The following is a 23,717-nucleotide window of genomic DNA, read 5'->3' on the forward strand; positions in this document are numbered from 1 at the left end:
GTAAGAGAACAATTACAGGTGCAGTAGCGAGCCGTCAACCGTAAGCCGAAGAGAGGAGATGAAGTGCCGGCCCGACAGTCAGTGGCCAACCGCCCCTGACCAGCAGCTCCGTGACCGACAGGCCCGGAAAGCGGTTCGGCTCCCGTCCCCGGGCGGGGTACGGGAGCCGTGTTGCCGTGAGCCGGTCGTGCCGCACCGGAGGCCGTCAGCGGCTCCGGATCGAGTCACGGTCCAGTACGTGTGATCCGTAGAGGTCACCGACCCAGTTGCTCTGGTAGACGGTGTCGAGATAGCGCTCGCCCAGGTCCGGGGAGATCGCCACGGCCGTGACCGGCTCGCCCGGCCGGTGGTCGGCCAGCCAGCCGACGGCTCCGGCGATCACCGTTCCGGTGGAGCCGCCGAAGAGGTAGCCGCCGGTGGCCAGCCGGTGTGCGACCCGGATCGCCTCGGCCTCCGGCACGTGCACCACGTCATCCACGTACGACTCGTCGAGGATCGGCGGCCGGACACCGGCACCGAGCCCCGGGATCATCCGCGGCCCCGGCGGCCCGCCGAACGTCACCGAGCCGACGGAGTCGACGGCCACCACCGTGACCGGGCGCTCGGTCTCCTTGAAGTACCGGGCGCAGCCCATCAGGGTGCCCGTCGTGCCGGCGCCGACGAAGAGCACGTCCAGCTCGGGGAAGTGCGCCGCGATGGAGGGTGCCGTCGTGCGGTGGTGAGCCATCCAGTTGTGCGGGTTGGCGTGCTGGTTCAGCCACAGGTGCCGGTCGTCGGACGCGCACAGCTGCCGTACGTGGTTCAGCCGGGCGCCGAGGAACCCGGTCTCGGGGTCCGGCTCGGTGATGATGTGCACCTGGGTGCCCATCGCCTCCATCAGCCGTCTGGTGACCAGGTTGCAGCGGGTATCCGTCACGCACAGGAAGCGGTAGCCCTTGTCGGCCGCGATCATGCTCAGGGCGACGCCGAGGTTGCCCGACGAGGACTCCACGATGACCGAGTCGGCGGTGAGCGCCCCCCTGCGCTCGGCGTCGGCGATCATCGACGCCGCGGCCTTCAGCTTGATCGAGCCGGCGAAGTTGAAGCCCTCGCACTTCAAGTACAGCGGCGCGTCGAGAGTGGTCCGGAGGTCCACGTAGAGATCCTCCACGTGGAATTCCCCCGGCGCGGAGATGACGGGCACTCCGACCCCCCGCCTCAGGAACGGCCGTCGGGCACACCGGAGCGCCCGTACCGGTCGATCTCGTGGAAGAAGCCGTCGACGACGTGCAGTCGGCCGCTCTCGCGCACCGCGTCGTACACGTGCTTGCCGAGCGCGAGGTCGAGGACGCCCAGGCCGAACGGCGAGAAGACCACCGTCCGGTCCGCCGGGACGCGCAGCCGCCCGTCGATCACGTCGTACAGCGTGCCGTCGATGAAGTCCCGGTTGCCGGTCAGCTGCTCGGTCAGGTGCGGCGAGGTGTCGGCCTTCAGGCAGTGCTCGATGTCGTCCACGACGTTCGCCGAGTCGAGCAGCACCTGCGGCGCGAGGTCGCGCAGCGAGACATTGAGGACGAGGGGGTGGTGCGCGAACCACGTGACGTCCGTGACGTGCGGCTTGGCCGCGACGGTCGCGAAGACCACCAGGTCCGAGGAGCGGACGAGGTCCTCGGCCCGCTCGTGCACGGTGACCCGGCCGCCGGCTCCGGAGTCCGTCACGTACGAGGCGAAGCCCGCCGCGTGCTCGGCGGACAGGTCGTGCACCCCGACCTCGTCGAAGTCCCAGCCTGTGCCGGCCAGGTAGGTGTGGATGTGGCGGGCGATCAGCCCGGTGCCGATGAACCCCACCCGGCGCGGGCGGTCCCGGTCGCGGGAGAGCAGGTCGGCCGCGAGCGCGGCGGAGGCCGCGGTGCGGGCCGCACTGATGATCGAGCTTTCCAGGCACGCGAACGGATAGCCCGTGTCGTAGTCGTTGAGCACCAGGACCGCGGAGGCGCGGGGTATCCCCGCCGCGACGTTCTCCGGGAAGCTGGAGATCCATTTCAGCCCCTCGACCCGTGTCCCACCGCCGATCGAGGCGGGCAGGGCGATGATGCGCGAGGAAGGGCGGTCGGGGAAGCGCAGGAAGTAGGAGGGCGGGTTCACCGTGTCGCCCTCGCCGTGCACCCGGTAGGCCTCTGCCACCAGTTCCAGGGTGCGCTTCTCGTGTCCGGCCAGAACGCGATGCACCTGTTCGCCCGGGATCACGGCGAACGGCGGTACATGGACTTGCTGTGTCATGCACAACTCCATTGCAAGTAGGCGGGTGGACCCGTTGCCACCTCGACGGAGCGCCACCGGTTCGACGTCCCGTCACCATTCGCGCGGCAATGTTGCCGGTCCGCACTGACACTGTGCTGACGCGCGGTAAAACCCGCCCGAATCAGGCCCGGACAGAAGCCCACCTGCGTTTTTAGTGGACCGCTTAATGACCTGGTCCGCCCTTCCCCCTCGGCCTACGGTCATTCCTTGGTGGCGCCACCCCGCACGGTTGAATCATCGGGCCGGAGTCACCGTCGTCCGGTCGACCGGCTTTTCCGGTACCGGAATTCGTGGAGATACCGACAGGAGACCCCTCGTGCTCAACAAAGTCGTGATCGTGGGCGGCGGTACCGCAGGCTGGATGACCGCCTCGTATTTCAAGGCGGCCTTCGGCGACCGAATAGACATCACGCTCGTCGAATCGGGGAACGTAGGCGCGGTCGGCGTCGGCGAGGCCACCTTCAGTGACATCCGGCACTTCTTCGACTTCCTTGGTCTCAAGGAGAAGGACTGGATGCCGGCCTGCAACGCCACGTACAAGCTCGCCGTCCGCTTCGAGAACTGGCGCCGGCCGGGCCACTACTTCTACCACCCCTTCGAGCAGATGCGGTCGGTCAACGGCTTCCCGCTCACCGACTGGTGGCTCAAGGAGCGGCCCACCGACCGGTTCGACAAGGACTGCTTCGTCATGTCCTCGATCATCGACGCCGGCTGCAGCCCGCGGCACCTCGACGGCACCCTCATCGACCAGCCCTTCGACGAGGGCGCGGAAGAGATGCAGGGCCTGACGATGTCGGAGCACCAGGGCAAGACCCAGTTCCCCTACGCCTACCAGTTCGAGGCAGCGCTGCTCGCGAAGTACCTGACCCGGTACTCGGTGGAGCGCGGCGTGAAGCACATCGTGGACGACGTCCAGAACGTCTCCCTGGACGAGCGCGGCTGGATCACCGGGGTACGCACCGCCGAGCACGGGGACCTCTCCGGCGACCTGTACATCGACTGCACCGGATTCCGGTCGCTGCTGCTGAACAAGGCGCTGGAGGAGCCGTTCATCTCCTACCAGGACACCCTGCCGAACGACAGCGCGGTGGCGCTGCAGGTGCCCATGGACATGGAGCGCCGCGGCATTCTGCCGTGCACCACCGCCACCGCCCAGGACGCCGGGTGGATCTGGACGATCCCGCTGACCGGCCGGGTCGGCACGGGTTACGTCTACGCGAAGGACTACCTCTCCCCGGAGGACGCGGAGCGTACGCTGCGTGAATTCGTGGGACCGGCCGCGGCCGACGTCGAGGCGAACCACATTCGTATGCGGATCGGCCGCAGCCAGAATTCCTGGGTGAAGAACTGCGTGGCGATCGGCCTTTCCAGTGGATTCGTCGAGCCGCTGGAGTCGACCGGCATCTTCTTCATTCACCACGCCATCGAGCAGCTCGCGAAGTACTTCCCGGACGAGAGCTGGAACCCGGTCCAGCGGGAGAGCTACAACACCGCCGTCTCCCATGTCATGGACGGTGTGCGGGAATTCCTGGTGCTGCACTACGTCGCCGCGAAGCGACAGGACACCCAGTACTGGCGTGACACCAAGACCCGGAAGATTCCGGATTCGCTGGCGGAGCGCCTGGAGAAGTGGAAGACGCAGCTTCCCGACTCGGAGACGGTTTACCCGTACTACCACGGTCTGCCGCCGTACTCGTACATGTGCGTCCTGCTCGGCATGGGCGGAATCGACCTGAAGCCGTCGCCGGCGCTCGCGCTGTCCGACAACTCGGCCGCGCTGCGCGAGTTCGAGCAGATCCGGGAGAAGACGCAGCGGCTCACCAAGGTGCTGCCGAAGGCGTACGACTACTTCACGCAGGTGGGCTGAGGGCCGCCGGGCCGACCGGGAAAGGATTCCATCGGAATGGACGCCCTCAACCTCCTGCTGCGGTTCGCGCACGCGGTGGCGGCACTGGCCGTCGTCCTGCTGCTCGCCGCCCTGGGCAGGGAACTGGCCCGGCGGCTGCGCCAGCCGGAGGTCATCGGGGAGATCACCATGGGCCTGCTGGCCGGGCCCCTGGTGATCGTGGCACTCGGCAGGAGCGCCTTCGACCTGCTCCTGCCGGGCCCGGTGTTCGACCTCATCAAGCTCGCGGCCGAGGCCGGTCTGGTGCTTTTCCTGGTCGGCCTGGCCCACAAACTGCGGCTCGGGCCGAACCGGCCGCCACAGCGGGCCACGGCCTGGGTCGCCTTCGGGTCCCTGGTACCTCCCCTGCTCACCGGGCTCCTGCTGTCCGGCTGGGTGCTGGTCAGCGGCGACAGCGCGGCCCGCGGCAGCGCGCCGCTGCCGGCCTTCGTGCTGATGATCGCGGTGTCGATGTCCATCACCGCGGTGCCGGTGCTGGCGCGCATCCTGGCGGACCGGGGCATGAGCGAATCGACGGCGGGCCGGCTGGCGCTGGCCGCGGCCGTCGTCATCGACGCACTGGGCTGGCTGCTCCTCACGGTCGCCGTCAGCCTGGGCGCGAAGGACTTCGCCGACTCCCTGGCATCCGTGCGCGCGCTGCTGACCGGTGTGCTGTGCGCGCTGGTCATCCGGTACGGGCTGCGGACGCGCTTCGCACGGAGCGTGTGCGAGCGACTGCCGCGGACCGTGGCCGTCGTGCTCGGCGCCGCGGCGATCGCCGTCGCCCTGACCATGGAGCACATGGGCATGACGGCCATCCTCGGCGCGGCCCTGGTCGGGCTGGCGATCCCCGGGGACGAGAAGGCCCCCTGGGCACGGGCGGTGGCCACCGTCTCCAGGGCCGGACGCGCGCTGGCCCCGGCCTTCTTCGTGGTCACCGGTGTCACCGTGCTGGCCGAGGGTTTCGCCGCCACCTCCTGGCTGCTGATCGTGGTGGCCCTGGTGCTGGGGACCTTGGGCAAGACGGTGGGCGGCTACCTCGGGGCGCGGTGGGCCGGGCAGCCGCGCGGCACCGCGCGCCGGATCGGCGTACTGATGAACACCCGTGGGCTCACCGAACTGATCGTGCTCCAGGCCGGCCTCAGCTCCGGAATCCTGACCGCGCCCCTGGTCCTGGCGCTGGTGGTGATGGCGCTGGCGACCACCGCGATGACCGGACCGCTCCTGAACCTCCTCGACCGTCGTACGGGCCGGAGCACCGGGCCCGAGGAGATACCCGTAGCGACAGAAAGCGGCACGCGATGACCGACCCCGCCGTACAGGCACCCACCGTCCTGGCCGACGAGGCCACCCCCGACGACTTCCGCGCGATGATGAGCAGCTTCCCGACGGGCGTCGCCGTCGTCACCACCACCGACCACGAAGGCGCGCCGCGCGGGATGACCTGCTCATCGGTGTGCAGCGTCTCGCTCGCGCCCCCGACGCTGCTGGTCTGCCTGCGGGACGGCAGTCCTACGCTGGCCGCGATCCTCAAGAGCGGCATGTTCGCGGTCAACCTGCTGCACGAGGGCGCGCAGGAGGCGGCCGAGCTGTTCGCCTCCGGCGACCCGCACCGGTTCCACGCGCTGCCGTGGGAGGAGACACCGGACACGGCCGGGCCGCACCTGATCCGGGACGCGCACACCGTCGCCGACTGCGATGTGACGCTGACGCAGCAGGTGGGCGACCACATCACCGTGTTCGGCCAGGCGCGCCGGATCGTCCGGCGGCACGGCGTACCGCCGCTCCTCTACGGCCTGCGGCAGTTCCGCTCCTGGTCCCGGACCTGAGGCTCCGTCGGCACCACCCCTCTCACCCCGCAAGGCCCGGCCCGCTCAACCGGCCGGGCCTTCGTGCTGGCCGCCCGTGTGGTCGTGGAGCCCCGACAAGAAGGTCGTTCCTGACGTTTGACAGCCTTAGAATCCATGTGTAAGTCTCAACTTACACGCTTCAGCGGCGAGAGGACATGAGTCATGACGAGCGAAGAGCTGCTGGTCGTCCTCGCCGCCGTGGGCCACGCCCAGCGTCTCCGGGTCATCGCGGAGATCGCGGGGGGCCGGGTGTACGTCAGCGAGCTGGCCCGGCGCCTGGGGATGTCCCGGCCGCTGCTGTACATGCACCTGGAACGGCTGGAGAAGGCCGGCCTGGTGGTCGGCAGCCTGGAGCTGTCCGACACCGGCAAAGCACTCAAGTACTTCGAACTGAGCCCGTTCGACCTGCATGTGAACGCCGAGACGATCGTCGCGGCGGTGGCGGCGAGCACGGAAGGGCAAGGCGACATGAAGGGGGACCCCACATGACCGGCGCCGTGATCACGATCGCCATCATCCTGATCATCGTCGGCGGCAGCACGGCCGGCGTGGTCGCGTACTTCCGACTGCAGAGGCACCGAGCCGACGCCGTGGCCATGGCCTCGTACCGCAAACTCGCCGAGGAGGCGACCACCGGACAGCAGCTGCTGCGCCAGGAGTTGACCCTGCTCGACCAGCGCCTGAAGTCGATCGAAGACCTGCTGCGGAGCGTCGGATGATCACGCTCGTGGCCGGCCGGCGGCTGGTCCGGCACAGCAATCCGCTGCACATGCTGCGCTCTGCCACTCCCTGGCGGGCGGCCGGCTACCTCGCCGGTCATCTGCTGGCCGGCACCGTCTTCTTCGCCGTCTCGCTCACCGCCGTCGTCGCCGGACTGGTCTTCAGCCAGCTCACCGTGACCGTCGTACTGACCGTCGGCTCCGCCTGGGTCGTACGGTGCTGCGCACAGGTCGAACGCGGCCGGGCCGTCCTGGTCGACGCGCCGATCCCGTACGCCTACCAGGACGCCACCGAAGCCGGCCTGGTGGGCCAGTTGAAGGCCCGGTGCACCGATCCCGCGTTCTTCCGGGACTGCTGCTACCTGATCCTGGCCTACCCTCTCCTGCTCCTCCTGGACGCGCTCGCCCTCGCTCTCTGGCTGCTGCTCCTGACCGGCGTCACGCTCCCGCTGTGGTTCTGGGCGGTGAGTTCGCGACTGGCCGGCGGCGGCCACAAGGACGGCGTGCGGCTGGGGCGTTCGGACGGCACCGGTATCGGCGTGTGGATCGACAGCTGGCCGGCCGCACTGATCGCCTCAGCCGTCTTCCTCCTCCTGACCATGTATGCCGCCTACGCCGTGACGGCGGCGGCCCGACTCCACCTGACCGTCACCCACACCCTGCTGCGCCCGGCGCCCGACCCGCTCGCGCGGGCCAAGGACGTGCTCACCGCGCCCGGCCCCCTGTCGCTCACTTCACCCGGCCCGGCCCTCGGGCCCACCGCACACGGAGGACACCGCACATGAACGGGACGCCGAGTCCGCAGCGCTACGAAGTCGTCTCGCTCGACTCCGTGCGCAAGATCTACGGCGGTTCGAAGAACCGGGTCGCCGCCCTCGACGACGTGACCGTCGGCCTGCCGCGCGGCAGCTTCACCGCGGTGATGGGCCCCTCCGGGTCCGGCAAGAGCACCTTCCTGCACTGCGCCGCCGGGCTCGACCGGCCCACCTCGGGCACCGTGCGGCTCGACGGCACGGACCTCGCGCCGCTGAGCGAGAAGGAGCTGACCAAACTCCGCCGGGAGCGCATCGGCTTCATCTTCCAGGCCTTCAACCTGCTGCCCGCGCTGAGCGTGGTGGACAACGTGACGCTGCCGATCCGGCTCGCCGGCCGCCGGCCCAAGAAGGCCGAGGTCGACGAGGTCATCGAGCGCGTCGGGCTCGCCGACCGGCGGCGCAACCGCCCCGGCGAGCTCTCCGGCGGCCAGCAGCAGCGCGTCGCCATCGCCCGGGCACTGGTCACCAAGCCCGCGGTGATCTTCGGTGACGAGCCGACCGGCGCACTGGACACCTACACCGCGCGCGAGGTGCTCACCCTGCTGCGGGAGGCCGTGCAGTGGGCCGGCCAGAGCATCGTGATGGTCACCCACGACCCGGTGGCCGCCGCTCACGCGGACCGCGTCCTCTTCCTCGCCGACGGCCGTATCGTCAGCGCCCTGGAGGCGCCCACCGCCGACCTGGTGGCCGAACGGATGACCCACCTCGGCGCCTGGGGCACCCCTTCCGCCGAGCCGGGTTCCGCGCAGGGAGCCCGACGATGATCAGAATCGCGTTCAAGACCCTGCGGTACCACAAGGGCGGCTTCATCGCGACGTTCATCGCGCTGTTCTTCGGCGCGGCGATCGTCGTGGGCTGCGGCGGGCTCTTCGAGACCGGGCTGCACAAGGCCGCGCCGCCCGAGCGCCTGATCACCTCGCCGATCGTCGTCACCGGCGACCAGCGCTACCCCGACACCGAGCGCGACCTCTTCCCCGAGCGCATCCGCTTGGACACGGACCTGGTGCGACAGGTCGAGGAGGTACCCGGCGTCGCCGCCGCGGTGCCCGACGTCTCCTTCCCCGCCACACTGCTGCCGAGCGGCGACGGGGGCAGCCCCGCCGAGCTGACCGGTCACGGCTGGTCCTCCGCCCGGCTCACGCCGTACCGGGTCGTCGAAGGGAGCCGGCCGTCGCAGGCCGGCGAGATCGCCCTGGACCAGCGGTTCGCCGAACGGGCGGGCCTGCGCGTCGGCCAGCGGGCCGGGCTCCTGGTGGGCGCCGACGCCACGCAGTACAAGATCACCGCGCTGGTCTCCGGGCCCGGCGCCTCCGAGACGGCCTTCCTGCCCGACGCACAGGCCGCCCGGGTCGCGGGCCACGCCGGACGCGCCGACTCCATCGGTGTGTTCACCGAGCAGGGCGCCGCGACGGACACGGTGGCCGCGGCCGTCGCCAAGGCGGTCGAGGGCAGCCCGGTTTCGGTTCTCACCGGCGACGAACGCGGCTGGGCCGAGAACCCCGACGTGATCGCCCAGGGCAGCAAGCTCGTCACCCTCGCCTCGGTCTTCGGCGGCCTGTCCGCGGCCGTCACCGTCTTCGTCGTCTCCAGCACCGTCGGCCTCGCCCTCAACCAGCGGCAGCGCGAGTCGGCACTGCTGCGCGCGATCGGCACCACGCCCGGCCAGCTGCGCCGCATGGTGCTCGGCGAGACCCTGGTCATCGCCGTGGTCGCGACCGCGCTCGCCTGCATACCCGGGCCACGGATCGGTGCCTGGCTGCTGGACGCCTTCGCCGGGGCCGGCGTCGTCCCGGAAAGCATCGCCTTCCGCGCCGGGTGGATCCCGACGGCCGTCGGTGTGGCCGCGGCCCTGCTCACCGCTCTCGGGGCCGCGTTCCTCGGAGCGCGCGCCGCGTCGCGCACCCGGCCGACCGAGGCCCTGGCCGAAGCATCCCTGCAGCGCCGCTGGTTCAGCGTGCCGCGGCTGATCTTCGCACTGCTCTTTCTCGGCGGCGGCACCGCACTGGCCCTGGTCACCGCCAATATGGACGGTCCCTCGGCAGGCAGCACGGCGACCCCCGCCGCGATGCTGTGGACCGCCGGGTTCGGCCTGCTCGGTCCGGGCCTGGCCAAGGCGATCACCGCGATGCTGCGCGGGCCGCTGCGCGCCTTCACCGGCCTCGCCGGGCAGCTGGCCACGCTCAACGCCAAGGCGCGCACCAGCCGGCTGGCGGGCGCGGTGATGCCCGTCATGCTCGCCACCGGCCTGGCCACCGCGCTGATCTACCTGCAGACCACGCAGTCCGCCGGGGCCGAGCGGGCCTTCCACGAGAGCCTGCGGGCCGACCTCGTCGTCACCTCCCCCGGCGGCCTCACCCTGGACACGGTGGACGCCGTGGCCGGGCAGCCCGGGGTCGCGGCCGCCTCCGCGCAGGTGTCCACGATCGGGTACATCGAGCCGCCCGCTCCCCCGAAGCCCGAGGACCCCGACGACGAGCCGGACGAGCCGGAGCCCACCGAGGTGCCCATGCAGGGCGTCACCGCCAAGGGCGTCGAAGGCACCACCGCCTTCCGCGCCTCCAGCGGCAGCCTCACCGAGCTGGAAGGGAACACCGTCGCCCTGCCGACCGAGTTCGCCAAGGAGTCGGGCCACCGGCTCGGTGACACGGTCCCGATGCGGCTGGGCGACGGCACCCGTGCGGAGCTCAAGCTGGTCGCCACGCTCGACGGCAAGCGCGGGTACGAGACCGCGCTGCTGCCGGCCGCGCTGCTCGCCCCGCACACCGACTCCGGGCTGGTACCGCAGATCATGGTCAAGGCCGAAGCGGGCACCGGAACCGGCGAGTTGACCAAGACACTGTCCGCGCTGGCGAGCAGTCACCCCGGCCTTCGGGTCGCCGACCGGGAGGCGCTCGCCACCGTGCAGGCCGAGCAGGACGACACCCAGACCTGGATGTCCTACCTGCTGCTCGGCATGGTCGTGGGGTACGCGACCATCGCCCTGGTGAACACGCAGGTGATCGCCACCACCGAGCGGCGCCGGGAGCTGCTCCTCCAGCGGCTCATCGGGGCCACCCGCCGCCAGGTCATGCAGATGATGACGGTGGAAGGCGTCCTGGTCTCGGTGGCCGGGATCGTGCTCGGCGTGCTGGTCGCGGCGCTGACGCTGGTACCGCTGAGCGTGAGCGTGCTCGGCTCGCCGGTCCCGGACGGCTCCCCGTGGATCTTCATCGGGGTGGTCGCCGCGGCCCTGGGCCTCACCCTGGCCACCACGCTCCTCTCCACGCTGCTGGTCCTGCGCAGCCGCCCCGGTGACGTGGTCGGCATGCGCGAGTGAGGACGGGAACGGCACAGCGGCGCGGCCCCGGTGGAGATCACCGGGGCCGCGCCGCGTCGGGTGTGTCCGTCGTTGCCGCGGAGTACGGGCCGCGGCGAAAGCCCCCGGCTAGGAGGCCTGCTGCACGACCGGCCGGGACACCGGCTGCGGCAGGTGCCGGGCGGAACGGTTCGGGCCCTGCCGCAGGGCACGGCCGTCCAGCAGGGCCATGCCCAGCGGAGTCACCGTGTGCAGCACGGTGTTGCGGATGCGGCGGGTGGTGATCAGGCCGGTCTCGCGGAGTACCGCGGTGTGCTGGCTGGCGCCCGCCGCGGAGATGCCGAGCTGGTCGGCGAGCTGGCTGGTGGTGCAGGTGGCCCGCAGCACGCGCAGCGCGGCGGCCCGGGTCTGGCCGACCAGCGCGCCGAGGGACTGCGTACTGCCGTCGGGCTCGTCCCACAGCCGCGCGGCGCGCCGGGCGTCCGGCGGCGCGGCGAAGGCCAGCACCGCCTGGCCGCCGTCCGCCTTGCTGCCCATCAGCTGGGCGGGCCGGTGGTGCAGGAAGACCGAGGGCGTGAGCGTCAGTCCGCGCCCGTCGAGGTGGACGTCCTCGTCCGGCCCGCCGGGGATCTCCAGCACCGGTGACCGCCAGTTGATCCTGGGGTGCAGGGTGGCCAGCAGCTGATCCAGCCCGCCCGCCATCACGATCCGGCCGCGCGTCTCGCACTCGGCCTCCAGGTACCCCAGCATCCGCTCCCAGTACGGGGCCACGGCCGCCCGCCAGACCTCGGGCAGATCGGGTGCGGCGGCCCGGCCGGTCCACCGGGTGTCCCGGGGCCCGGTGCCGGCCTCCTCGCCGTAGTACTCGGCCTGTCTGAGCAGTGCCTCCAGGTCCTGGGCGGTGCCGGCGGCGGGGGCCGGCCGGCCCGGCAGCTGTTTGCCGACCTGTCTGCGCCAGCGCGCGTACGGCGCGCCGACGTTGCGCCCGAGCAGTCCGACCGCGAAGGCGGTCTCGGCGAGCGGCCCCACGGTGATGCCCAGCCGGGTGCTGGCGAAGTCTGCTGCGGTGAAGTGGATCCTTTGCATGTCGGTATGGCCCCCCGTAAAGCTGAAGGAAAGCGCTGCCGGCCGGTGCGCGGCGGCGCGGCGCACGGGCCCGGCGTGCGGTCCGGGCCCGTGGCGAACTGCGGTGCAGGGTCAGGCGCTCTGTCCGGTCAGCGAGACGAAGACGTCGTCCAGCGTCGGCCTGCGGAGCGCGAAGTCGGCGACGTCGACGCCCTCGTGCCGCAGCGCGGCGGCGGCGGTCGCGATGCCGTCGAGCCCGTCGCCGAGCGCGACGGAGACGGTCTTCCCGTCGGCGTCCACCGACGGCTCGGCCGCGGTCACCCGGCGCAGCGCGGCCACCGCGCCGGGCACTCCGTCCGGCCCGGCCACGACGACTTCCAGGCGCTCCTCGCCGACCTTCCGCTTCAGTTCGTTCGGTGTGCCGTCGGCGATGACCCGGCCGGTGTCGACGACCACGATCCGGTCGGCGAGGAAGTCGGCCTCTTCCAGGTACTGCGTGGTCAGCAGCACGGTGACGCCGTCGCCGACCAGTTCCTTGACCGCGGACCACAGCGCCATCCGGCTCACCGGGTCCAGCCCGGTGGTGGGCTCGTCGAGGAAGAGGACCGAAGGCCGCGCGACCAGACAGGCCGCCAGGTCCAGGCGGCGCCGCATACCGCCCGAGTAGGTGCGGGCCGGGCGGTCGGCCGCGCCGTCCAGGTCGAAGCGGGTCAGCAGCTGTGCCGCCCGCTCCCGCGCGGCACGCCGGCCCAGGTGCAGCAGGGTGCCGATCAGCACCAGGTTCTCGCGCCCGGTGAGCAGTTCGTCCACCGCCGCGTACTGGCCGGCCAGGCCGATGCGCCGGCGGACCTCGTCCGGCCGGCGCACCACGTCGTAGCCGGCCACTTCGGCGCGGCCGCCGTCCGGCTCCAGCAGGGTTGCGAGGGTGCGCACCGTGGTGGTCTTGCCGGCGCCGTTCGGGCCGAGCAGGCCGAGTACGGTGCCGGCCGGTACGGCGAGGTCGACGCCCCGCAGTGCGGGGGTCTGCCGGTAGACCTTGCGCAGTCCCTCCGCCTGAATCGCCATGTTCACGTTACGTTCCTCCGGCTCCCTGGCGGGCCGACGGGCGGTCAAGAAGCCTGGGCACCGGCGGCCTCACGCAGGCTGCGCGGGCGCATGTCCGTCCAGTTCTCCTCGACGTAGGCGAGCGCCGCGTCGCGCGGTCCCGCCTCGAGTGCCACCGTCCAGCCGTCCGGGCGCTGGGCGAACGCGGGCCACAGGGAGTGCTGGCCTTCGTCGTTCACCAGCACGAGGAACATTCCGTCCTGGTCGTCAAAAGGGTTCGACACGTCGCGTACTCCGTATCCGAGTCGTATGCGATGCGCACCTCCTGAGTGGCCTTCACACAGGCCTCAGGAATCGCGGTACGCACCGTCATGCTCTCGCCGCCCGCTGACACGACGCTGACCGTCCTCTGATGCCTGGTTACCGGCGCGTTTGCTCCACCAGCCGCCGGGTCGCCGCGACATCGCACTTGCCGTTGGCGTTCAGCACGATCTCGCGCGCGGGGTGCACGGCATTGGGGACCAGAGCCGAAGGCAGCACCTCGGCGAGGGCCTTCCGCACGGTCCCGGCGAGCGCTTCGCCGTCGGCACCCGGGTGGGCCGGCCGGACGAAGAGCTCCAGGGTGTCGACCGGCCCCCGCACGATGTCGAAGGCCGCGTCGGCGACCCCGGGGACGGCGAGGACGTGGTGGCGCAGCTCCCCCAGTTCGACGCGGTGGCCATTGACCTTCAACTGGTCGTCGCCGCGACCGAGATGGAGCAGGGTGCCGTCGGCGAGCAGCTCGACCATGTCGCCGGTGCGGTAGGCCCGCCCGTGCCCGCCGCCGAGCTCGCGCTCGTCGATGAACTTCCCACCCTGCCCCTGCTGCCCCAGGTAGCCCGCCGCCACCGCACGGCCGGCGATGACCAGTTCGCCGGGGCGGCCGGGGCCGACCGGGCGCAGGTCCTCGTCGACCACGTGGGCCCGGGTGTTCCACGCGGGCGTCCCGATGGGCACCGTCGGCGTGCTCGGGAGGGTGGTGAGGTCGAAGGTGTGGGCGCAGCAGCCGATCGTCGTCTCGGTCGGCCCGTAGTGGTTGACCAGCCGTACGCCGTCGAGCCGGGCGCCCAGGGAGCGGACCAGCGCGGGGTCGAGCCCCTCGCCGCCGAACATCAGCAGCCGGGTGGCCCGGTCGTAGCGCGGCGGCTCGGCCAGGACATCGAAGAAGCGCGCGTGGGAGGGGGTCAGCTTGAGGAAGGTGTACCTGTCCTCGCGGGCCCCGAAGAGGGTGGCCTGATCCCACATCCCGGCCACCGTCACGACCCGCCCGCCCTGGGCCAGCGGCACCCACAGCGAGGTCATCGCCAGGTCGAAGCCGAGGCTGGCGAAGAGCGGGCTGCCGGCACCGGCCCGGCCGACGAGCGCGCCGCACCAGGACACATAGTTGGCCAGCGAGCCGTGCGGCACCATGACGCCCTTGGGAGTGCCGGTCGACCCGGAGGTGAAGACGACGTATGCGATGTCCTCGGCGCGCGGCAGCTCCCGCTCCGGCGGCGTGCGGAGGTCGGGGAGCTCCCGGACGTCGACGACCGGCACGTCCAGGGCGGGCAGCGCACCGCCGGCCGCGGCGCCGTCGTGGACCAGTGCGGTGGGCCGCGCACCGGCGAGCACCGTGTGGACGCGCTCGGCCGGGTGTGTCGGGTCCAGGGGGACGTAGGCCGCGCGCAGGGCCATGACCGCAAGGGCCGCGGCCGTCACGCCCGCCGTACGGTCGGCCCACAGGGCGACCCGGTCGCCGGGCCCGACGCCGGCCTCCTCCAGCGCGGCGGCGACGACCAGCGTGCGGTGCCACAGACGCCGGTAGGTGGTGAGGGCTCCGCCCGATTCCACGGCCACTGCGTCCGGGCGCAGCATCGCGTGCTCACGCACCATGTGCACCAACGAGTCCGCTTCGATCTCGCGCACCTCGCCGGCCAGCATGCCGGGGTGTGTCGCTGACGGGGCCATCGCCGCTCCTGTTGTTCGCTCCGCGCATCGGGTGGGTGGGCCGGGGCTGCCGGCAGCCGTTCGAACGGGTGCCGGACGGGACGCACGGCGTCCGGTCCGGCACCCGGTGAGAGAAGGTGAAGGAAGGGTCAGTGGGTCAGGGCGGAGCCGCCCACCGCTTCGCGGGTGACCATGTCGCCCATCGCCACGATGATCTTCCGCTCGCCTTCGAAGGGGTCGCGGCCGTGCGAGACGAGCATGTTGTCGATGACCGCCATGTCGCCCTGCTGCCAGGTGAACCGCTGGGCCAGCGAGTCGTACACGGACCGCAGCAGCGCGACCGCGCTGTCGTCGATCGGCGAGCCGTCACCGAAGGACGCGCTGCGCGGGTAGGCGCTCTCGTCGTCGCCGAAGAGGGACTGCATCACCTCCCGCACCGAAGGCTCCAGGCAGGCGGTGTGGTGCAGGAAGAGCTGATTGAAGAAGACCCGCTCGCCGGTGCCGGGGTGGCTGATCACGGCCGGGGCCTGCTGCACGGTCCGCAGCGTGCCGTCGGGCTGCCACTGGCACTCCACGCCCTGGGCGAGGCAGCGCCGCTCCACTTCCTCGCGGTCGGTCGTGCCGAACATCTGCTCCCAGCCGACATCGAGGCCCGGGATGAAGTTGCGGACGTAGCGGATCCCCCGCTCCTCGAAGCGGTCGCGCAGGTCGTCGGGGAGCGCCGCCCACACCTTGCGGCCGTCGACGATCGGGGTCGCGCCGCCCGCACTCGACGGCTGGACGCAGCAGAAGAACTGCCGGCTCGGCCACTGCGGCATGTGCGAGCTCTCGTGGTGGAAAAGGATCGACTGCTGGGCCGGGTAGGGAGTCGACTTGTAGACGCGGTCCGCGTCCTTCTCGTGCGGGAGGTCGCCGTAGTCGCCGTAGAGGGTGCTCACCAGTGAGGCGGCGACCGCCTCGAACGCGTCGGCGTCCTTGATGCCGAAGTCGCGCAGGACGATGGCTCCGTGGGTGCGCAGGAGTTCGTCGACGGCCGGCCGGTGCGCGGCCGCCCACGCGGCCGCGTCCGTCTCCGGTTTCTCGCACCGGAGCACCGGGGGGTAGGTCTTGTCATGGAAGTAGATGCCAGGACCGAACATTCCCGACCATCCCTTCATCTCGTGGGTCGCAGACACCGGCCGCGCCTCGTCCGAGGCCGCTTCGGTCGACCCACGAAAGCGGTGCACGCCGGGAGCCCGGCGGCGCCGAGGGACGTGTTCGGCTTTCGGCGTTGCGTCAACAGGCTTGGCGCCGTGCTCAGCAGGAACGGTCACGAGTCTAGAAACGCCCCCGCCGCCCCACCATGCTCTTAAGCACCCGGCGAAAATCGCAGGTCAGGACGGTGTTTTCGCCTTTGCCGCAGCAGGTCGGCAGGTCAGTCGATGCTGCGCAGCAGACCCTCGACGGCCTTGACCCGGTCGCCCAGCTCGGCCAGCTGCTTCTGCAGCGCCTCCTGGCGCTCGACGGCGTCCTCCGCGAGCTTGCGGTACGACGCCATGGCGACCGCATCGGACCGGTGCCGCTGGAGTCTGAAGTACGCGACCACACTCGCCGTGATGCCACCGACAATGATGAGGACGACGGCGATGGCGATGATGGCCCCGGTCATGTGCGTTTCCCCTTAACGTCTTCTGGTCCCTGCGCGCCCGCCGGCTCCCCCGCTTCCCCCGCGCCCTGAGCGGCGGCCGCGTCGGCCCGTACGGCCGCGAGGATCGTATCGACATTCAGCCGCAGGTCGAACGGCGCCAGTTCGAAGTACTTGAGGGCCTTCCCGTCCTCGGACAGCTCCAGGCTCCCCACCACCAGACCGGCCTTCTCCAGCCGCTCCAGGTGCATGTACAGCAGGGGCCGGGACATCCCCAGGCGCCGGGCCAGCTCGCTGACGTACATCCGGCCCTCGGCGAGCTCGGCGACGATCCGGAGGCGCTGGGCGTGCCCCACCGCAGCGAGCACAGCCAGAAGCTCCTCGCTGGTCATGGGCCCACCTCTGACATTCCGGAAAACTGTGGGGCAAGACTTTCCCACGGCGTTGACCAGTGTCAAACGACCGCGGACCCCGCAACGGCCGCGGCATGCGGCCGCCGCGGCCCGCAGGGTCCGACCGGTCAGCCGGCGGTCGCGCCGCCGGGCACGTCAGGGGTCACCGCGCGAGGGCCGGCAGGACGTACAGCTCACCGTCGTCGAGGAAGCCGGAGTCACCCGTGCGGACGTAGCCGCCGTCCGGCAGGCTGTCGTCGCCGACCGTACGGGCCTCGAAGTCCCCGGCAGAGCGCTCGTCCGTGCCCCAGCGCCCGGCGCTGACGCCGGGTGCGGCCACCCAGATCTCCCCCACGGTCCGCTCGCCCAGCACGCGCCGCGTCCCGGGATCCACGATGCGCAGCTGCGTGCCGGTCAGCGCGGCACCGGAGCCGACCAGCTCCACCGCCCCTTCGGGCGCGGCGGCGGGCACCGCCTTCCCCTCGGTGAGCGCCGCGCGGTCGTAGCGGCCGGCCGGCGTCTCGTACAGCGGGCGGCCCATGGTGACGCCCAGCGTGCCCCCGGCGAGCCCGTAGCCCGGCGTGAACACCTCCTCACGGAAGAGACAGGTACGGAATGCCGTGGCGAACCGGCGCAGGGTGGCGGGCCGCAGGGGCTCGGCGTCGTTGGCCGCCACCCGCCACGTCGCCAGGTCGATGGCGTCCCGCTCCGCCTGTGTGGTCCGGGTGACGCACAGGTCGTACGCGAAGTCCGGGGCAGCGGCGAACACGTCGTCCTCCGCCTCGATGGCGCGCAGCCAGACGCGGGGGTCCCGGACGAAGGTGGCCGGTTTCATGACGACCGCTGCCGCGCCGGTCATGAGGGGCAGCACGAGGGAGGTGGCCAGGCCGGTGCCGTGGGAGAGCGGCAGCCAGCTGACGACGGTGGTTCCGGCGTCGGTGTCGCAGCGCTCGCCCAGCGCCGCCCCGCCGGCGGCCAGGCTGCCGTGGCTGACGGCGACGCCGCGCGGGTCGCGGGTGTCGTCCGAGGCGTACTGCAGCAGCGCCGTGGTTTCGGAGCGCAGCGCCGACGGGTCGGGGAAGGCCGCATCCGCGGCGGCCGGGCCGCCGGGGTCAGCGGACGGCCGACGCACCGCGACCCGCGCGACACCGGGCAGCGGGTCGGGGCCGGCCGCCTCCTCGGGCGTGGCCGTCAGCACCGCGCGGGGAGAACAGTCGCGGCGGACGGCCGCGAGGCGCTCGGCCCGGAGCAGGCCGTCCCGGTGCGGGTCCCGCGGCAGGGCGGGCACGGGCACCGCGATCATCCCGGCGTAGAGGCAGCCGAGGAAACCCACGTGGAAGTCGAGGCCGGGCAGATCCGGCACGATCACCCGGTCCCCGGCCCCGCCGACGGCACGCAGGGCCGCGGCCACCTCCCGTACGCGGCGGTCGAGTTCGGCGGCGGTCAGCCGCGCGACGCGCTCACCCGCGGAGCCCAGCGCGGTGAAGACCGGGAGGTCGGCGACCGGGCCCGTCGCGCGGTCGATGAGCGCGGTCACGAGGGACCGGGGCCGCGTCCCGCCACCGGAACGCGCGGCGGCGGTCGTGCCGGGGGTCGGAGTGTTGCTCATGGGATCGGTCCTCCCGTTCGAGCCACTGGGTGACGGCGGCCGGGGGCGAGGGTGGCACCCCTTGAGCGGCGATGCTGACACGCCGCGCTGACGCGGTGCTGACACCCGCTATGGACTGCTCCGGCGGGCATCGACTGGTCTGGTTGGCGCGCATTTTCCGGTGTTTGACTCGCAGCCGGCAGGGCCCCCGAGACCGTTGTGCAGGCTTCGAGCAGACAAGGATCGACATGGCAACGACGACACGAGCCGGAACGGCCGCACCGCGCGGTACCGGCACGGTTTCCGCCCCGGCGCGGCCCGCCGCGGCCGGCACCGCGCCGGCGGGCCGGGTGGCCGTGCGGGTGGTCTCCGAGGAGCTGCCGGCGCACGACCCGCTGCGGCTGTACGCCGAGTTGTCCGCCCGCCTCGGCAGCCAGGACGCCTTCCTCTTCGAGAGCCTGGCGGGCCCGGACAAGGACCGCCGCTCGGCGGTGGTCGGGTACGGGCGGCTCGCCGAGATCCGCGTCCACCACGGCCGGGTGGAGATCGAGGGTCCGGACGCGCTGCGCGCCGCCCTGCTGGGTGCCGCGGACGCCGCAGGCATGCGGGCGGACGAGCAGGGCCGGAGACCGGGCACCGAGGTGCGCCTCTTCCGCGGCTCCGGGCAGGTCTGGGACCTGATGCGGCGGGCCCGGGCACTGTTCTCGGTGGAGACCGAAGTACCGGACGACGCCTACGCTTTCGGCTTCCTGTCCTGCCTGGCGTACGAGTCCGCCTGGCACATGGACACGCTGCCCGAGCGCGACGCGGAGCGCGGCGGTCCGGACATGACGTTCACGCTCTTCCGGGACACCGTCTGGTACGACCTGGAGACCCGGCGGCCACGCCATCTCGCCGCCGACGCACCGGAGTTCCCGGACCGCCCGGCGCAGGACACGTACGCCCTGGCGGAGGCGGCGGCGCGGGTCCCCGCAGGCCCCGGCCACGCCTGCCCGCCGGCCCCCGCGCCCCGCTCGGTGCGGGACAGTGTGGCGCGCGGGACGTTCCTCGGCTGGGCCCGGCGCTGCCTGGAGCACATACGGATCGGCGACATCTATCAGATCCAGATCGGACACCGCATCGACGTCGAGTCGGCCCTGACGCCGCTCGACGTCTACCGCCGGCTGCGCTCGCGCAACCCCTCGCCGTACATGTACCTGGCCCCCCGCGCCGGTGACACCCTGATCGGCGCCAGCCCCGAGCTCTTCTTCCGCACCCAGGGCGGGACCCTCGCCATGCGGCCCATCGCCGGCACCACGCCTCGTGCCACCACGGACGAGGAGAACGAGCGGCGCATCAAGGAAATGCTGGCCAGCACCAAGGAGCGGGCCGAGCACGTGATGCTGGTCGACCTGTGCCGCAACGACGTCGGGCGGGTGTGCCGCCCGGGGACGCTGGCGGCGGAGGACCTGATGACCGTGGAGGCGTACTCGCACGTCTTCCACATCGTCTCGACCGTGACGGGCGAGCTGGAGCCGGACGCCGACGTGTGGCGGTCGCTCTGCGCGACGTTTCCCGCCGGCACCATGACCGGCGCGCCCAAGCTGCGCGCCATGGAGATCATCGACGGGATCGAGGAGGAGCCGCGCGGGATCTACGCGGGCGCGGTCGGCCTGATCGACACCCGCGGCTGGAGCGAGCTGGCCCTGTGCATCCGCACCATCGTGCACGACGGCCGTACGTACTCCACCCAGAGCTCGGCGGGCATCGTCGCCGAGTCGGACCCGGAGAGCGAGTGGAACGAGACCCTGGCGAAGATGGGCGCCGCCCACTGGGCGCTGACCGGTGAGGAGCTGTTGTCATGAAGGTACTGCTCGTGGACGCCTACGACAGCTTTGTGCACATCATCGACCAGTACCTGCGCGCCCTCGGGGTGGAGACGGAGGTGGTGCGCTCGCGCACTCGCACCCCCGACGAGCTGGCTGCGGGCCGGCCGTCCGCGGTGGTGCTCGGCCCCGGTCCGGGCCACCCGGCCGACTCGGGCCACGTCGAGCTGGTGCATCGCTTCGCCGGCGAGGTGCCCCTGCTGGGGGTCTGCCTGGGCCACCAGGCGATCGCGCTGGCCTTCGGCGGCCGGGTGTCCGTCGCCGACCACCTGATGCACGGCCGGACGAGCTCGGTGCGGCACGACGGCGCGGGCGTCTTCCGTGGCCTCGGGACGCACACGGTCGCCACCCGCTACCACTCGCTGATCGTCGACAGGCCGCTCCCCGCCGAGCTCACGGAGACCGCGACCGCCGAGGACGACGGGTACGTCATGGGCCTGCGGCACCGGTCGCTGCCGGTGGAGTCGGTCCAGTTCCACCCGGAGAGCATCACGACCGAGGGCGGGCTGCAACTGCTGGAGAACTTCCTCGCCGCCGGGGTCTGCTAGCACGCCGGCTCCGGCGCGCGCCGGCGCATGGCAGCTGACGGCCAACGACTGACAGCCAACGGCTGACGGCCGACACCAACAAATGACAATTATTGAAATCTGTCAGCTGTCATGCGACGGTGGATACATGCAGACGCGCACTCTTGGCACCACCGGCCCCCAGACCTCCGCCCTCGGCCTCGGCTGCATGGGCATGTCCGCGCTCTACGGCGACAGCGACCGCACCGAATCGATCGCCACCGTCCACGCGGCGCTGGACGCCGGGATCACCCTCCTGGACACCGGCGACTTCTACGGCATGGGCCACAACGAACTGCTCCTCAACGAAGCGCTGCGCACCGCCCCGGCGGCCGCCCGCGACAACGCCCTGATCAGCGTCAAGTTCGGCGCCCTGCGGACGGTCGAGGGCGCGTTCACCGGCTACGACGGGCGGCCGGCCGCGGTGAAGAACTTCGCCGCGTACTCCCTCCAGCGCCTCGGCACCGACCACATCGACGTCTACCGCATCGCCCGCCTGGACCCGGACGTGCCGGTCGAGGAGACCGTCGGCGCCATCGCCGAGCTGATCGAGGCCGGGCACGTCCGCCACGTCGGCCTCTCCGAGGTCGGCGCGGAGACGCTGCGCAGAGCGGCGGCCGTGGCGCCCGTCTCCGACCTCCAGATCGAGTACTCCCTCATCTCGCGCGGCATCGAGGAGGAGATCCTGCCCACGGCCCGCGAGCTGGGCATCGGGATCACCGCGTACGGCGTCCTCTCCCGCGGCCTGATCAGCGGGCACTTCAGCCGGGACCGGAAGCTCGCCGCGAACGACTTCCGCGGCATGAGCCCGCGCTTCCAGGGCGACAACCTCGACCACAACCTCGGGCTGGTCGAGGCGCTGCGGGCCATCGCCGACCGCAAGGGCGCCTCGGTCGCGCAGACCGCCATCGCCTGGGTGCTCGCCCGCGGCGAGGACATCGTCCCGCTGATCGGCGCCCGTACCCGCGAGCGGCTGACCGAGGCGCTCGGCGCGCTGGACCTCACCCTGGACGCCGGCGACCTGGCCGCCATCGAGCGGGCGGTCCCGGCCGGCGCGGCGGCGGGCGACCGCTACCCGGCCAACCAGATGGCGCACCTGGACAGCGAGCGCTGACCCGGCCCGGCGGCGGGCGGGGCGTCGGATACCGTCCGTAGCACGGCACCCCGCCCGCCGCCCCCGACCAGGAAGGCCCGACGCCCCATGCCGCCCGAGCCGCTGACCCGCGAACGCATCCTCCAGGCCACCGAAGAGGTGCTGCGCCGGCACGGCCAGGCCAAGGCCACGGTGGTCGACGTGGCGCGGGCGCTGGGCGTCAGCCACGGCAGCGTCTACCGGCACTTCCCCACGAAGGCGGCGCTGCGCGAGGCGGTCACGGGGCGCTGGCTGGAGCGCACGACCGGCGTGCTCGACGAACTCGCCGGGGACCCGGCCGTCCCGGCGGCCGACCGGCTGGCGCGGTGGCTGGACGCACTCTTCGCGGCGAAGCGGCGCAAGGCGGGCGACGACCCCGAATTGTTCGCGACGTACCTGGTCCTGGCGTCCGAGGCCGCCGAGGTCGTGGACGCACATATCGCCGTACTGGTCCGGCAGCTCGCCCGGATCGTCGCGGACGGCATCACGGAGGGCACGTTCGCGCCCGCCCCGGACACCGAAGCCACCGCCCGCGCCGTCTTCGACGCCACCGCGCGATTCCACGACCCGTGCCATGCCGGTGAATGGCAGCACCCCGAAATCGAAGAGCAGTTCGCGGTGGTACGTGGACTCGTCCTTCGCGGGTTGTGCGCCCCGGCGCAGTAGTCCGCGCCATGGCCGAATGCGACGGCGGAATGGTTCAATCGGTCAAGCAGGCCAGAGATTCACCCATCGCATTCCCCGCTGGCCGGGCGTACGGAATACCTCGTACCGCCGGCCGGCCCCGCGCACGTTCGAATGCGTATCCCGCCTTTCCGTATCCGCACCCGTTGGAGTTCTTGTTAACGGCGAAGCGGCGCACTTAAGTTGATCCCACCGCAGCCCGATTCCGGCACAACAGCCGGATTCCGATGCTGTCGGCGCACGTTTCCATGCCGCAAATCCGAGAAAAGGTGGTGTGCGATGCCGAGTCCGCAGGGCATTCCGGCGAAGGACTTCCTCAACCGCAAGATCGATGTGTGCTTCAAGCACGGCGACCAGGACGGCGACGGCGCGATGACCGTACGCGACATCTACGCTCTCGCCACCCGGATCGTCGCCGAACTGGGCGAGCCGCTCGACTCGCAGAAGTCGCAGGCGCTGCTCGCGGCGTTCCAGGGCTTCTGGCAGGACGTGAAGCAGGCCATGGACATCGACCGCGACGGCGTCATCACCCCGCTGGAGTGGCGTATCGCCCTGACCGAATTCGCCAACGAGCCCAAGAAGTTCGAGGGCGACTTCAACCCGCTGGCGCGGGCGCTCTTCGAGCTGTGCGACAAGGACGGGAACGGCAAGGTCACCCAGCGGGAGTTCGCGCGGTTCCAGAAGGCCTTCGGGACCACGCCGGAGAACAGCGAGCGGGCGTTCCGCGAGCTCGACCGCGACGGCAACGGCTACCTCACGGTCGACGAACTCACCGAGGCGTGGCGCGAGTACTACACGAGCGCCGACCCGAACGCCCGCGGCAACTGGCTCTACGGTGACATCTTCCAGCCGAGCATCTGGGAAGACACCAAGGCGCCTGTGAGGGCCTGACCCAGCCGGAAAGACCCTTGGCGCGCGGATCCCTTTCCCCGCACCAAGGGTCTTTTC

23 protein-coding genes are annotated in these 23,717 nt (G+C 71.7%); 13 read left to right on the forward strand and 10 right to left on the reverse strand.

The genetic code is table 11. The annotated features are described in order from the left end of the window. Positions 1 to 205 precede the first annotated feature (205 nt). Both sbnA and sbnB read right to left on the reverse strand, forming a co-directional pair. Complete coding sequence (gene sbnA / locus ABZ840_RS12040) at positions 206 to 1,183, reverse strand: 2,3-diaminopropionate biosynthesis protein SbnA (protein WP_361557325.1); 978 nt, start codon at positions 1,181 to 1,183, stop codon at positions 206 to 208. Between the two features lie 14 nt (positions 1,184 to 1,197). Next, positions 1,198 to 2,259, reverse strand: coding sequence for a 2,3-diaminopropionate biosynthesis protein SbnB (gene sbnB, locus ABZ840_RS12045; protein ID WP_361557328.1), 1,062 nt, complete (start codon positions 2,257 to 2,259; stop codon positions 1,198 to 1,200). Between the two features lie 337 nt (positions 2,260 to 2,596). Here sbnB and ABZ840_RS12050 point away from each other — a divergent pair, with 337 nt between their 5' ends. From ABZ840_RS12050 to ABZ840_RS12085, 8 genes are all read left to right on the forward strand, one after another. Then, the gene (locus tag ABZ840_RS12050) at positions 2,597 to 4,147 is read left to right on the forward strand and encodes a tryptophan halogenase family protein (RefSeq protein WP_361557331.1); all 1,551 of its coding nucleotides are present in this window, start codon (positions 2,597 to 2,599) and stop codon (positions 4,145 to 4,147) included. Between the two features lie 36 nt (positions 4,148 to 4,183). Then, complete coding sequence (locus ABZ840_RS12055) at positions 4,184 to 5,470, forward strand: cation:proton antiporter (RefSeq protein ID WP_361557334.1); 1,287 nt, start codon at positions 4,184 to 4,186, stop codon at positions 5,468 to 5,470. Further along, on the forward strand, positions 5,467 to 5,994 hold the full coding sequence (locus ABZ840_RS12060) for a flavin reductase family protein (protein WP_361557337.1): 528 nt from the start codon (positions 5,467 to 5,469) through the stop codon (positions 5,992 to 5,994). Before ABZ840_RS12055 ends, ABZ840_RS12060 begins: the two co-directional genes overlap by 4 nt. Before the next feature lie 183 nt (positions 5,995 to 6,177). Further along, entirely contained in the window at positions 6,178 to 6,504 is a 327-nt protein-coding gene (locus tag ABZ840_RS12065) for a winged helix-turn-helix domain-containing protein (protein WP_361557340.1), read from the forward strand. Next, positions 6,501 to 6,734 (forward strand): hypothetical protein, encoded by a 234-nt coding sequence (locus ABZ840_RS12070; RefSeq protein ID WP_361557343.1) that lies wholly within the window; start codon positions 6,501 to 6,503, stop codon positions 6,732 to 6,734. The genes ABZ840_RS12065 and ABZ840_RS12070 overlap by 4 nt, the downstream gene beginning before the upstream one ends. Continuing rightward, on the forward strand, positions 6,731 to 7,519 hold the full coding sequence (locus ABZ840_RS12075; protein ID WP_361557346.1) for a sensor domain-containing protein: 789 nt from the start codon (positions 6,731 to 6,733) through the stop codon (positions 7,517 to 7,519). The genes ABZ840_RS12070 and ABZ840_RS12075 overlap by 4 nt, the downstream gene beginning before the upstream one ends. After that, the gene (locus ABZ840_RS12080; RefSeq protein ID WP_361557349.1) at positions 7,516 to 8,313 is read left to right on the forward strand and encodes an ABC transporter ATP-binding protein; all 798 of its coding nucleotides are present in this window, start codon (positions 7,516 to 7,518) and stop codon (positions 8,311 to 8,313) included. The genes ABZ840_RS12075 and ABZ840_RS12080 overlap by 4 nt, the downstream gene beginning before the upstream one ends. Continuing rightward, the gene (locus ABZ840_RS12085; RefSeq protein ID WP_361557352.1) at positions 8,310 to 10,865 is read left to right on the forward strand and encodes an FtsX-like permease family protein; all 2,556 of its coding nucleotides are present in this window, start codon (positions 8,310 to 8,312) and stop codon (positions 10,863 to 10,865) included. Before ABZ840_RS12080 ends, ABZ840_RS12085 begins: the two co-directional genes overlap by 4 nt. A gap of 108 nt (positions 10,866 to 10,973) precedes the next feature. Here the strand turns inward: ABZ840_RS12085 and ABZ840_RS12090 are convergent, their stop codons facing one another. The 8 genes from ABZ840_RS12090 to ABZ840_RS12125 form a co-directional block, all read right to left on the reverse strand. Continuing rightward, positions 10,974 to 11,930: a winged helix-turn-helix domain-containing protein gene (locus ABZ840_RS12090; RefSeq protein ID WP_361557355.1), complete on the reverse strand. Its 957-nt coding sequence runs from the start codon at positions 11,928 to 11,930 to the stop codon at positions 10,974 to 10,976. A gap of 111 nt (positions 11,931 to 12,041) precedes the next feature. Next, on the reverse strand, positions 12,042 to 12,974 hold the full coding sequence (locus ABZ840_RS12095; RefSeq protein WP_361557757.1) for an ATP-binding cassette domain-containing protein: 933 nt from the start codon (positions 12,972 to 12,974) through the stop codon (positions 12,042 to 12,044). Positions 12,975 to 13,018: 44 nt separating this feature from the next. Then, positions 13,019 to 13,237, reverse strand: a complete 219-nt coding sequence (locus ABZ840_RS12100; protein WP_361557358.1) for an MbtH family protein — start codon at positions 13,235 to 13,237, stop codon at positions 13,019 to 13,021. Between the two features lie 136 nt (positions 13,238 to 13,373). Next, positions 13,374 to 14,939, reverse strand: coding sequence for an amino acid adenylation domain-containing protein (locus ABZ840_RS12105; RefSeq protein WP_361557361.1), 1,566 nt, complete (start codon positions 14,937 to 14,939; stop codon positions 13,374 to 13,376). Between the two features lie 128 nt (positions 14,940 to 15,067). Then, positions 15,068 to 16,057 carry a TauD/TfdA family dioxygenase gene (locus ABZ840_RS12110; RefSeq protein WP_361557364.1) on the reverse strand — a complete coding sequence of 330 codons (990 nt, stop codon included), beginning with the start codon at positions 16,055 to 16,057 and terminating at the stop codon, positions 15,068 to 15,070. A gap of 275 nt (positions 16,058 to 16,332) precedes the next feature. Then, positions 16,333 to 16,566 carry a hypothetical protein gene (locus tag ABZ840_RS12115; RefSeq protein WP_361557367.1) on the reverse strand — a complete coding sequence of 78 codons (234 nt, stop codon included), beginning with the start codon at positions 16,564 to 16,566 and terminating at the stop codon, positions 16,333 to 16,335. Continuing rightward, entirely contained in the window at positions 16,563 to 16,934 is a 372-nt protein-coding gene (locus tag ABZ840_RS12120; protein ID WP_361557370.1) for a winged helix-turn-helix domain-containing protein, read from the reverse strand. The genes ABZ840_RS12115 and ABZ840_RS12120 overlap by 4 nt, the downstream gene beginning before the upstream one ends. A 163-nt stretch (positions 16,935 to 17,097) precedes the next feature. Then, positions 17,098 to 18,543, reverse strand: coding sequence for an AMP-binding protein (locus ABZ840_RS12125; RefSeq protein ID WP_361557373.1), 1,446 nt, complete (start codon positions 18,541 to 18,543; stop codon positions 17,098 to 17,100). Between the two features lie 227 nt (positions 18,544 to 18,770). Here ABZ840_RS12125 and ABZ840_RS12130 point away from each other — a divergent pair, with 227 nt between their 5' ends. The 5 genes from ABZ840_RS12130 (at position 18,771) to ABZ840_RS12150 (ending at position 23,660) form a co-directional block, all read left to right on the forward strand. Continuing rightward, complete coding sequence (locus ABZ840_RS12130) at positions 18,771 to 20,366, forward strand: anthranilate synthase component I family protein (RefSeq protein WP_361557376.1); 1,596 nt, start codon at positions 18,771 to 18,773, stop codon at positions 20,364 to 20,366. Then, positions 20,363 to 20,935, forward strand: coding sequence for an aminodeoxychorismate/anthranilate synthase component II (locus ABZ840_RS12135; protein ID WP_361557379.1), 573 nt, complete (start codon positions 20,363 to 20,365; stop codon positions 20,933 to 20,935). The genes ABZ840_RS12130 and ABZ840_RS12135 overlap by 4 nt, the downstream gene beginning before the upstream one ends. 127 nt (positions 20,936 to 21,062) lie before the next feature. After that, positions 21,063 to 22,067, forward strand: a complete 1,005-nt coding sequence (locus ABZ840_RS12140; RefSeq protein ID WP_361557382.1) for an aldo/keto reductase — start codon at positions 21,063 to 21,065, stop codon at positions 22,065 to 22,067. Positions 22,068 to 22,154: 87 nt separating this feature from the next. Next, positions 22,155 to 22,751, forward strand: coding sequence for a TetR family transcriptional regulator (locus tag ABZ840_RS12145; RefSeq protein WP_361557385.1), 597 nt, complete (start codon positions 22,155 to 22,157; stop codon positions 22,749 to 22,751). 297 nt (positions 22,752 to 23,048) lie between these two features. Then, a complete protein-coding gene (locus ABZ840_RS12150; RefSeq protein WP_361557388.1) occupies positions 23,049 to 23,660 on the forward strand; it encodes an EF-hand domain-containing protein in 612 nt (203 codons plus the stop codon). Positions 23,661 to 23,717 lie beyond the last annotated feature (57 nt).

The sequence above is a fragment of the Streptomyces sp. NPDC047117 genome, assembly GCF_040643545.1.
Lineage (GTDB): Bacteria > Actinomycetota > Actinomycetes > Streptomycetales > Streptomycetaceae > Streptomyces.

Coding starts and splice junctions, on each gene's coding strand:
- ABZ840_RS12085 (WP_361557352.1), top strand. CDS start 8,310: ATGATCAGAATCGCGTTCAAGACCCTGCGGTACCACAAGGGCGGCTTC.
- ABZ840_RS12055 (WP_361557334.1), top strand. CDS start 4,184: ATGGACGCCCTCAACCTCCTGCTGCGGTTCGCGCACGCGGTGGCGGCA.
- ABZ840_RS12135 (WP_361557379.1), top strand. CDS start 20,363: ATGAAGGTACTGCTCGTGGACGCCTACGACAGCTTTGTGCACATCATC.
- ABZ840_RS12070 (WP_361557343.1), top strand. CDS start 6,501: ATGACCGGCGCCGTGATCACGATCGCCATCATCCTGATCATCGTCGGC.
- ABZ840_RS12095 (WP_361557757.1), bottom strand. CDS start 12,974: ATGGCGATTCAGGCGGAGGGACTGCGCAAGGTCTACCGGCAGACCCCC.
- ABZ840_RS12150 (WP_361557388.1), top strand. CDS start 23,049: ATGCCGAGTCCGCAGGGCATTCCGGCGAAGGACTTCCTCAACCGCAAG.
- ABZ840_RS12060 (WP_361557337.1), top strand. CDS start 5,467: ATGACCGACCCCGCCGTACAGGCACCCACCGTCCTGGCCGACGAGGCC.
- ABZ840_RS12130 (WP_361557376.1), top strand. CDS start 18,771: ATGGCAACGACGACACGAGCCGGAACGGCCGCACCGCGCGGTACCGGC.
- ABZ840_RS12140 (WP_361557382.1), top strand. CDS start 21,063: ATGCAGACGCGCACTCTTGGCACCACCGGCCCCCAGACCTCCGCCCTC.
- ABZ840_RS12115 (WP_361557367.1), bottom strand. CDS start 16,566: ATGACCGGGGCCATCATCGCCATCGCCGTCGTCCTCATCATTGTCGGT.
- ABZ840_RS12105 (WP_361557361.1), bottom strand. CDS start 14,939: ATGGCCCCGTCAGCGACACACCCCGGCATGCTGGCCGGCGAGGTGCGC.
- ABZ840_RS12080 (WP_361557349.1), top strand. CDS start 7,516: ATGAACGGGACGCCGAGTCCGCAGCGCTACGAAGTCGTCTCGCTCGAC.
- ABZ840_RS12125 (WP_361557373.1), bottom strand. CDS start 18,543: ATGAGCAACACTCCGACCCCCGGCACGACCGCCGCCGCGCGTTCCGGT.
- ABZ840_RS12110 (WP_361557364.1), bottom strand. CDS start 16,057: ATGTTCGGTCCTGGCATCTACTTCCATGACAAGACCTACCCCCCGGTG.
- ABZ840_RS12120 (WP_361557370.1), bottom strand. CDS start 16,934: ATGACCAGCGAGGAGCTTCTGGCTGTGCTCGCTGCGGTGGGGCACGCC.
- sbnB (WP_361557328.1), bottom strand. CDS start 2,259: ATGACACAGCAAGTCCATGTACCGCCGTTCGCCGTGATCCCGGGCGAA.
- ABZ840_RS12075 (WP_361557346.1), top strand. CDS start 6,731: ATGATCACGCTCGTGGCCGGCCGGCGGCTGGTCCGGCACAGCAATCCG.
- ABZ840_RS12065 (WP_361557340.1), top strand. CDS start 6,178: ATGACGAGCGAAGAGCTGCTGGTCGTCCTCGCCGCCGTGGGCCACGCC.
- ABZ840_RS12145 (WP_361557385.1), top strand. CDS start 22,155: ATGCCGCCCGAGCCGCTGACCCGCGAACGCATCCTCCAGGCCACCGAA.
- ABZ840_RS12090 (WP_361557355.1), bottom strand. CDS start 11,930: ATGCAAAGGATCCACTTCACCGCAGCAGACTTCGCCAGCACCCGGCTG.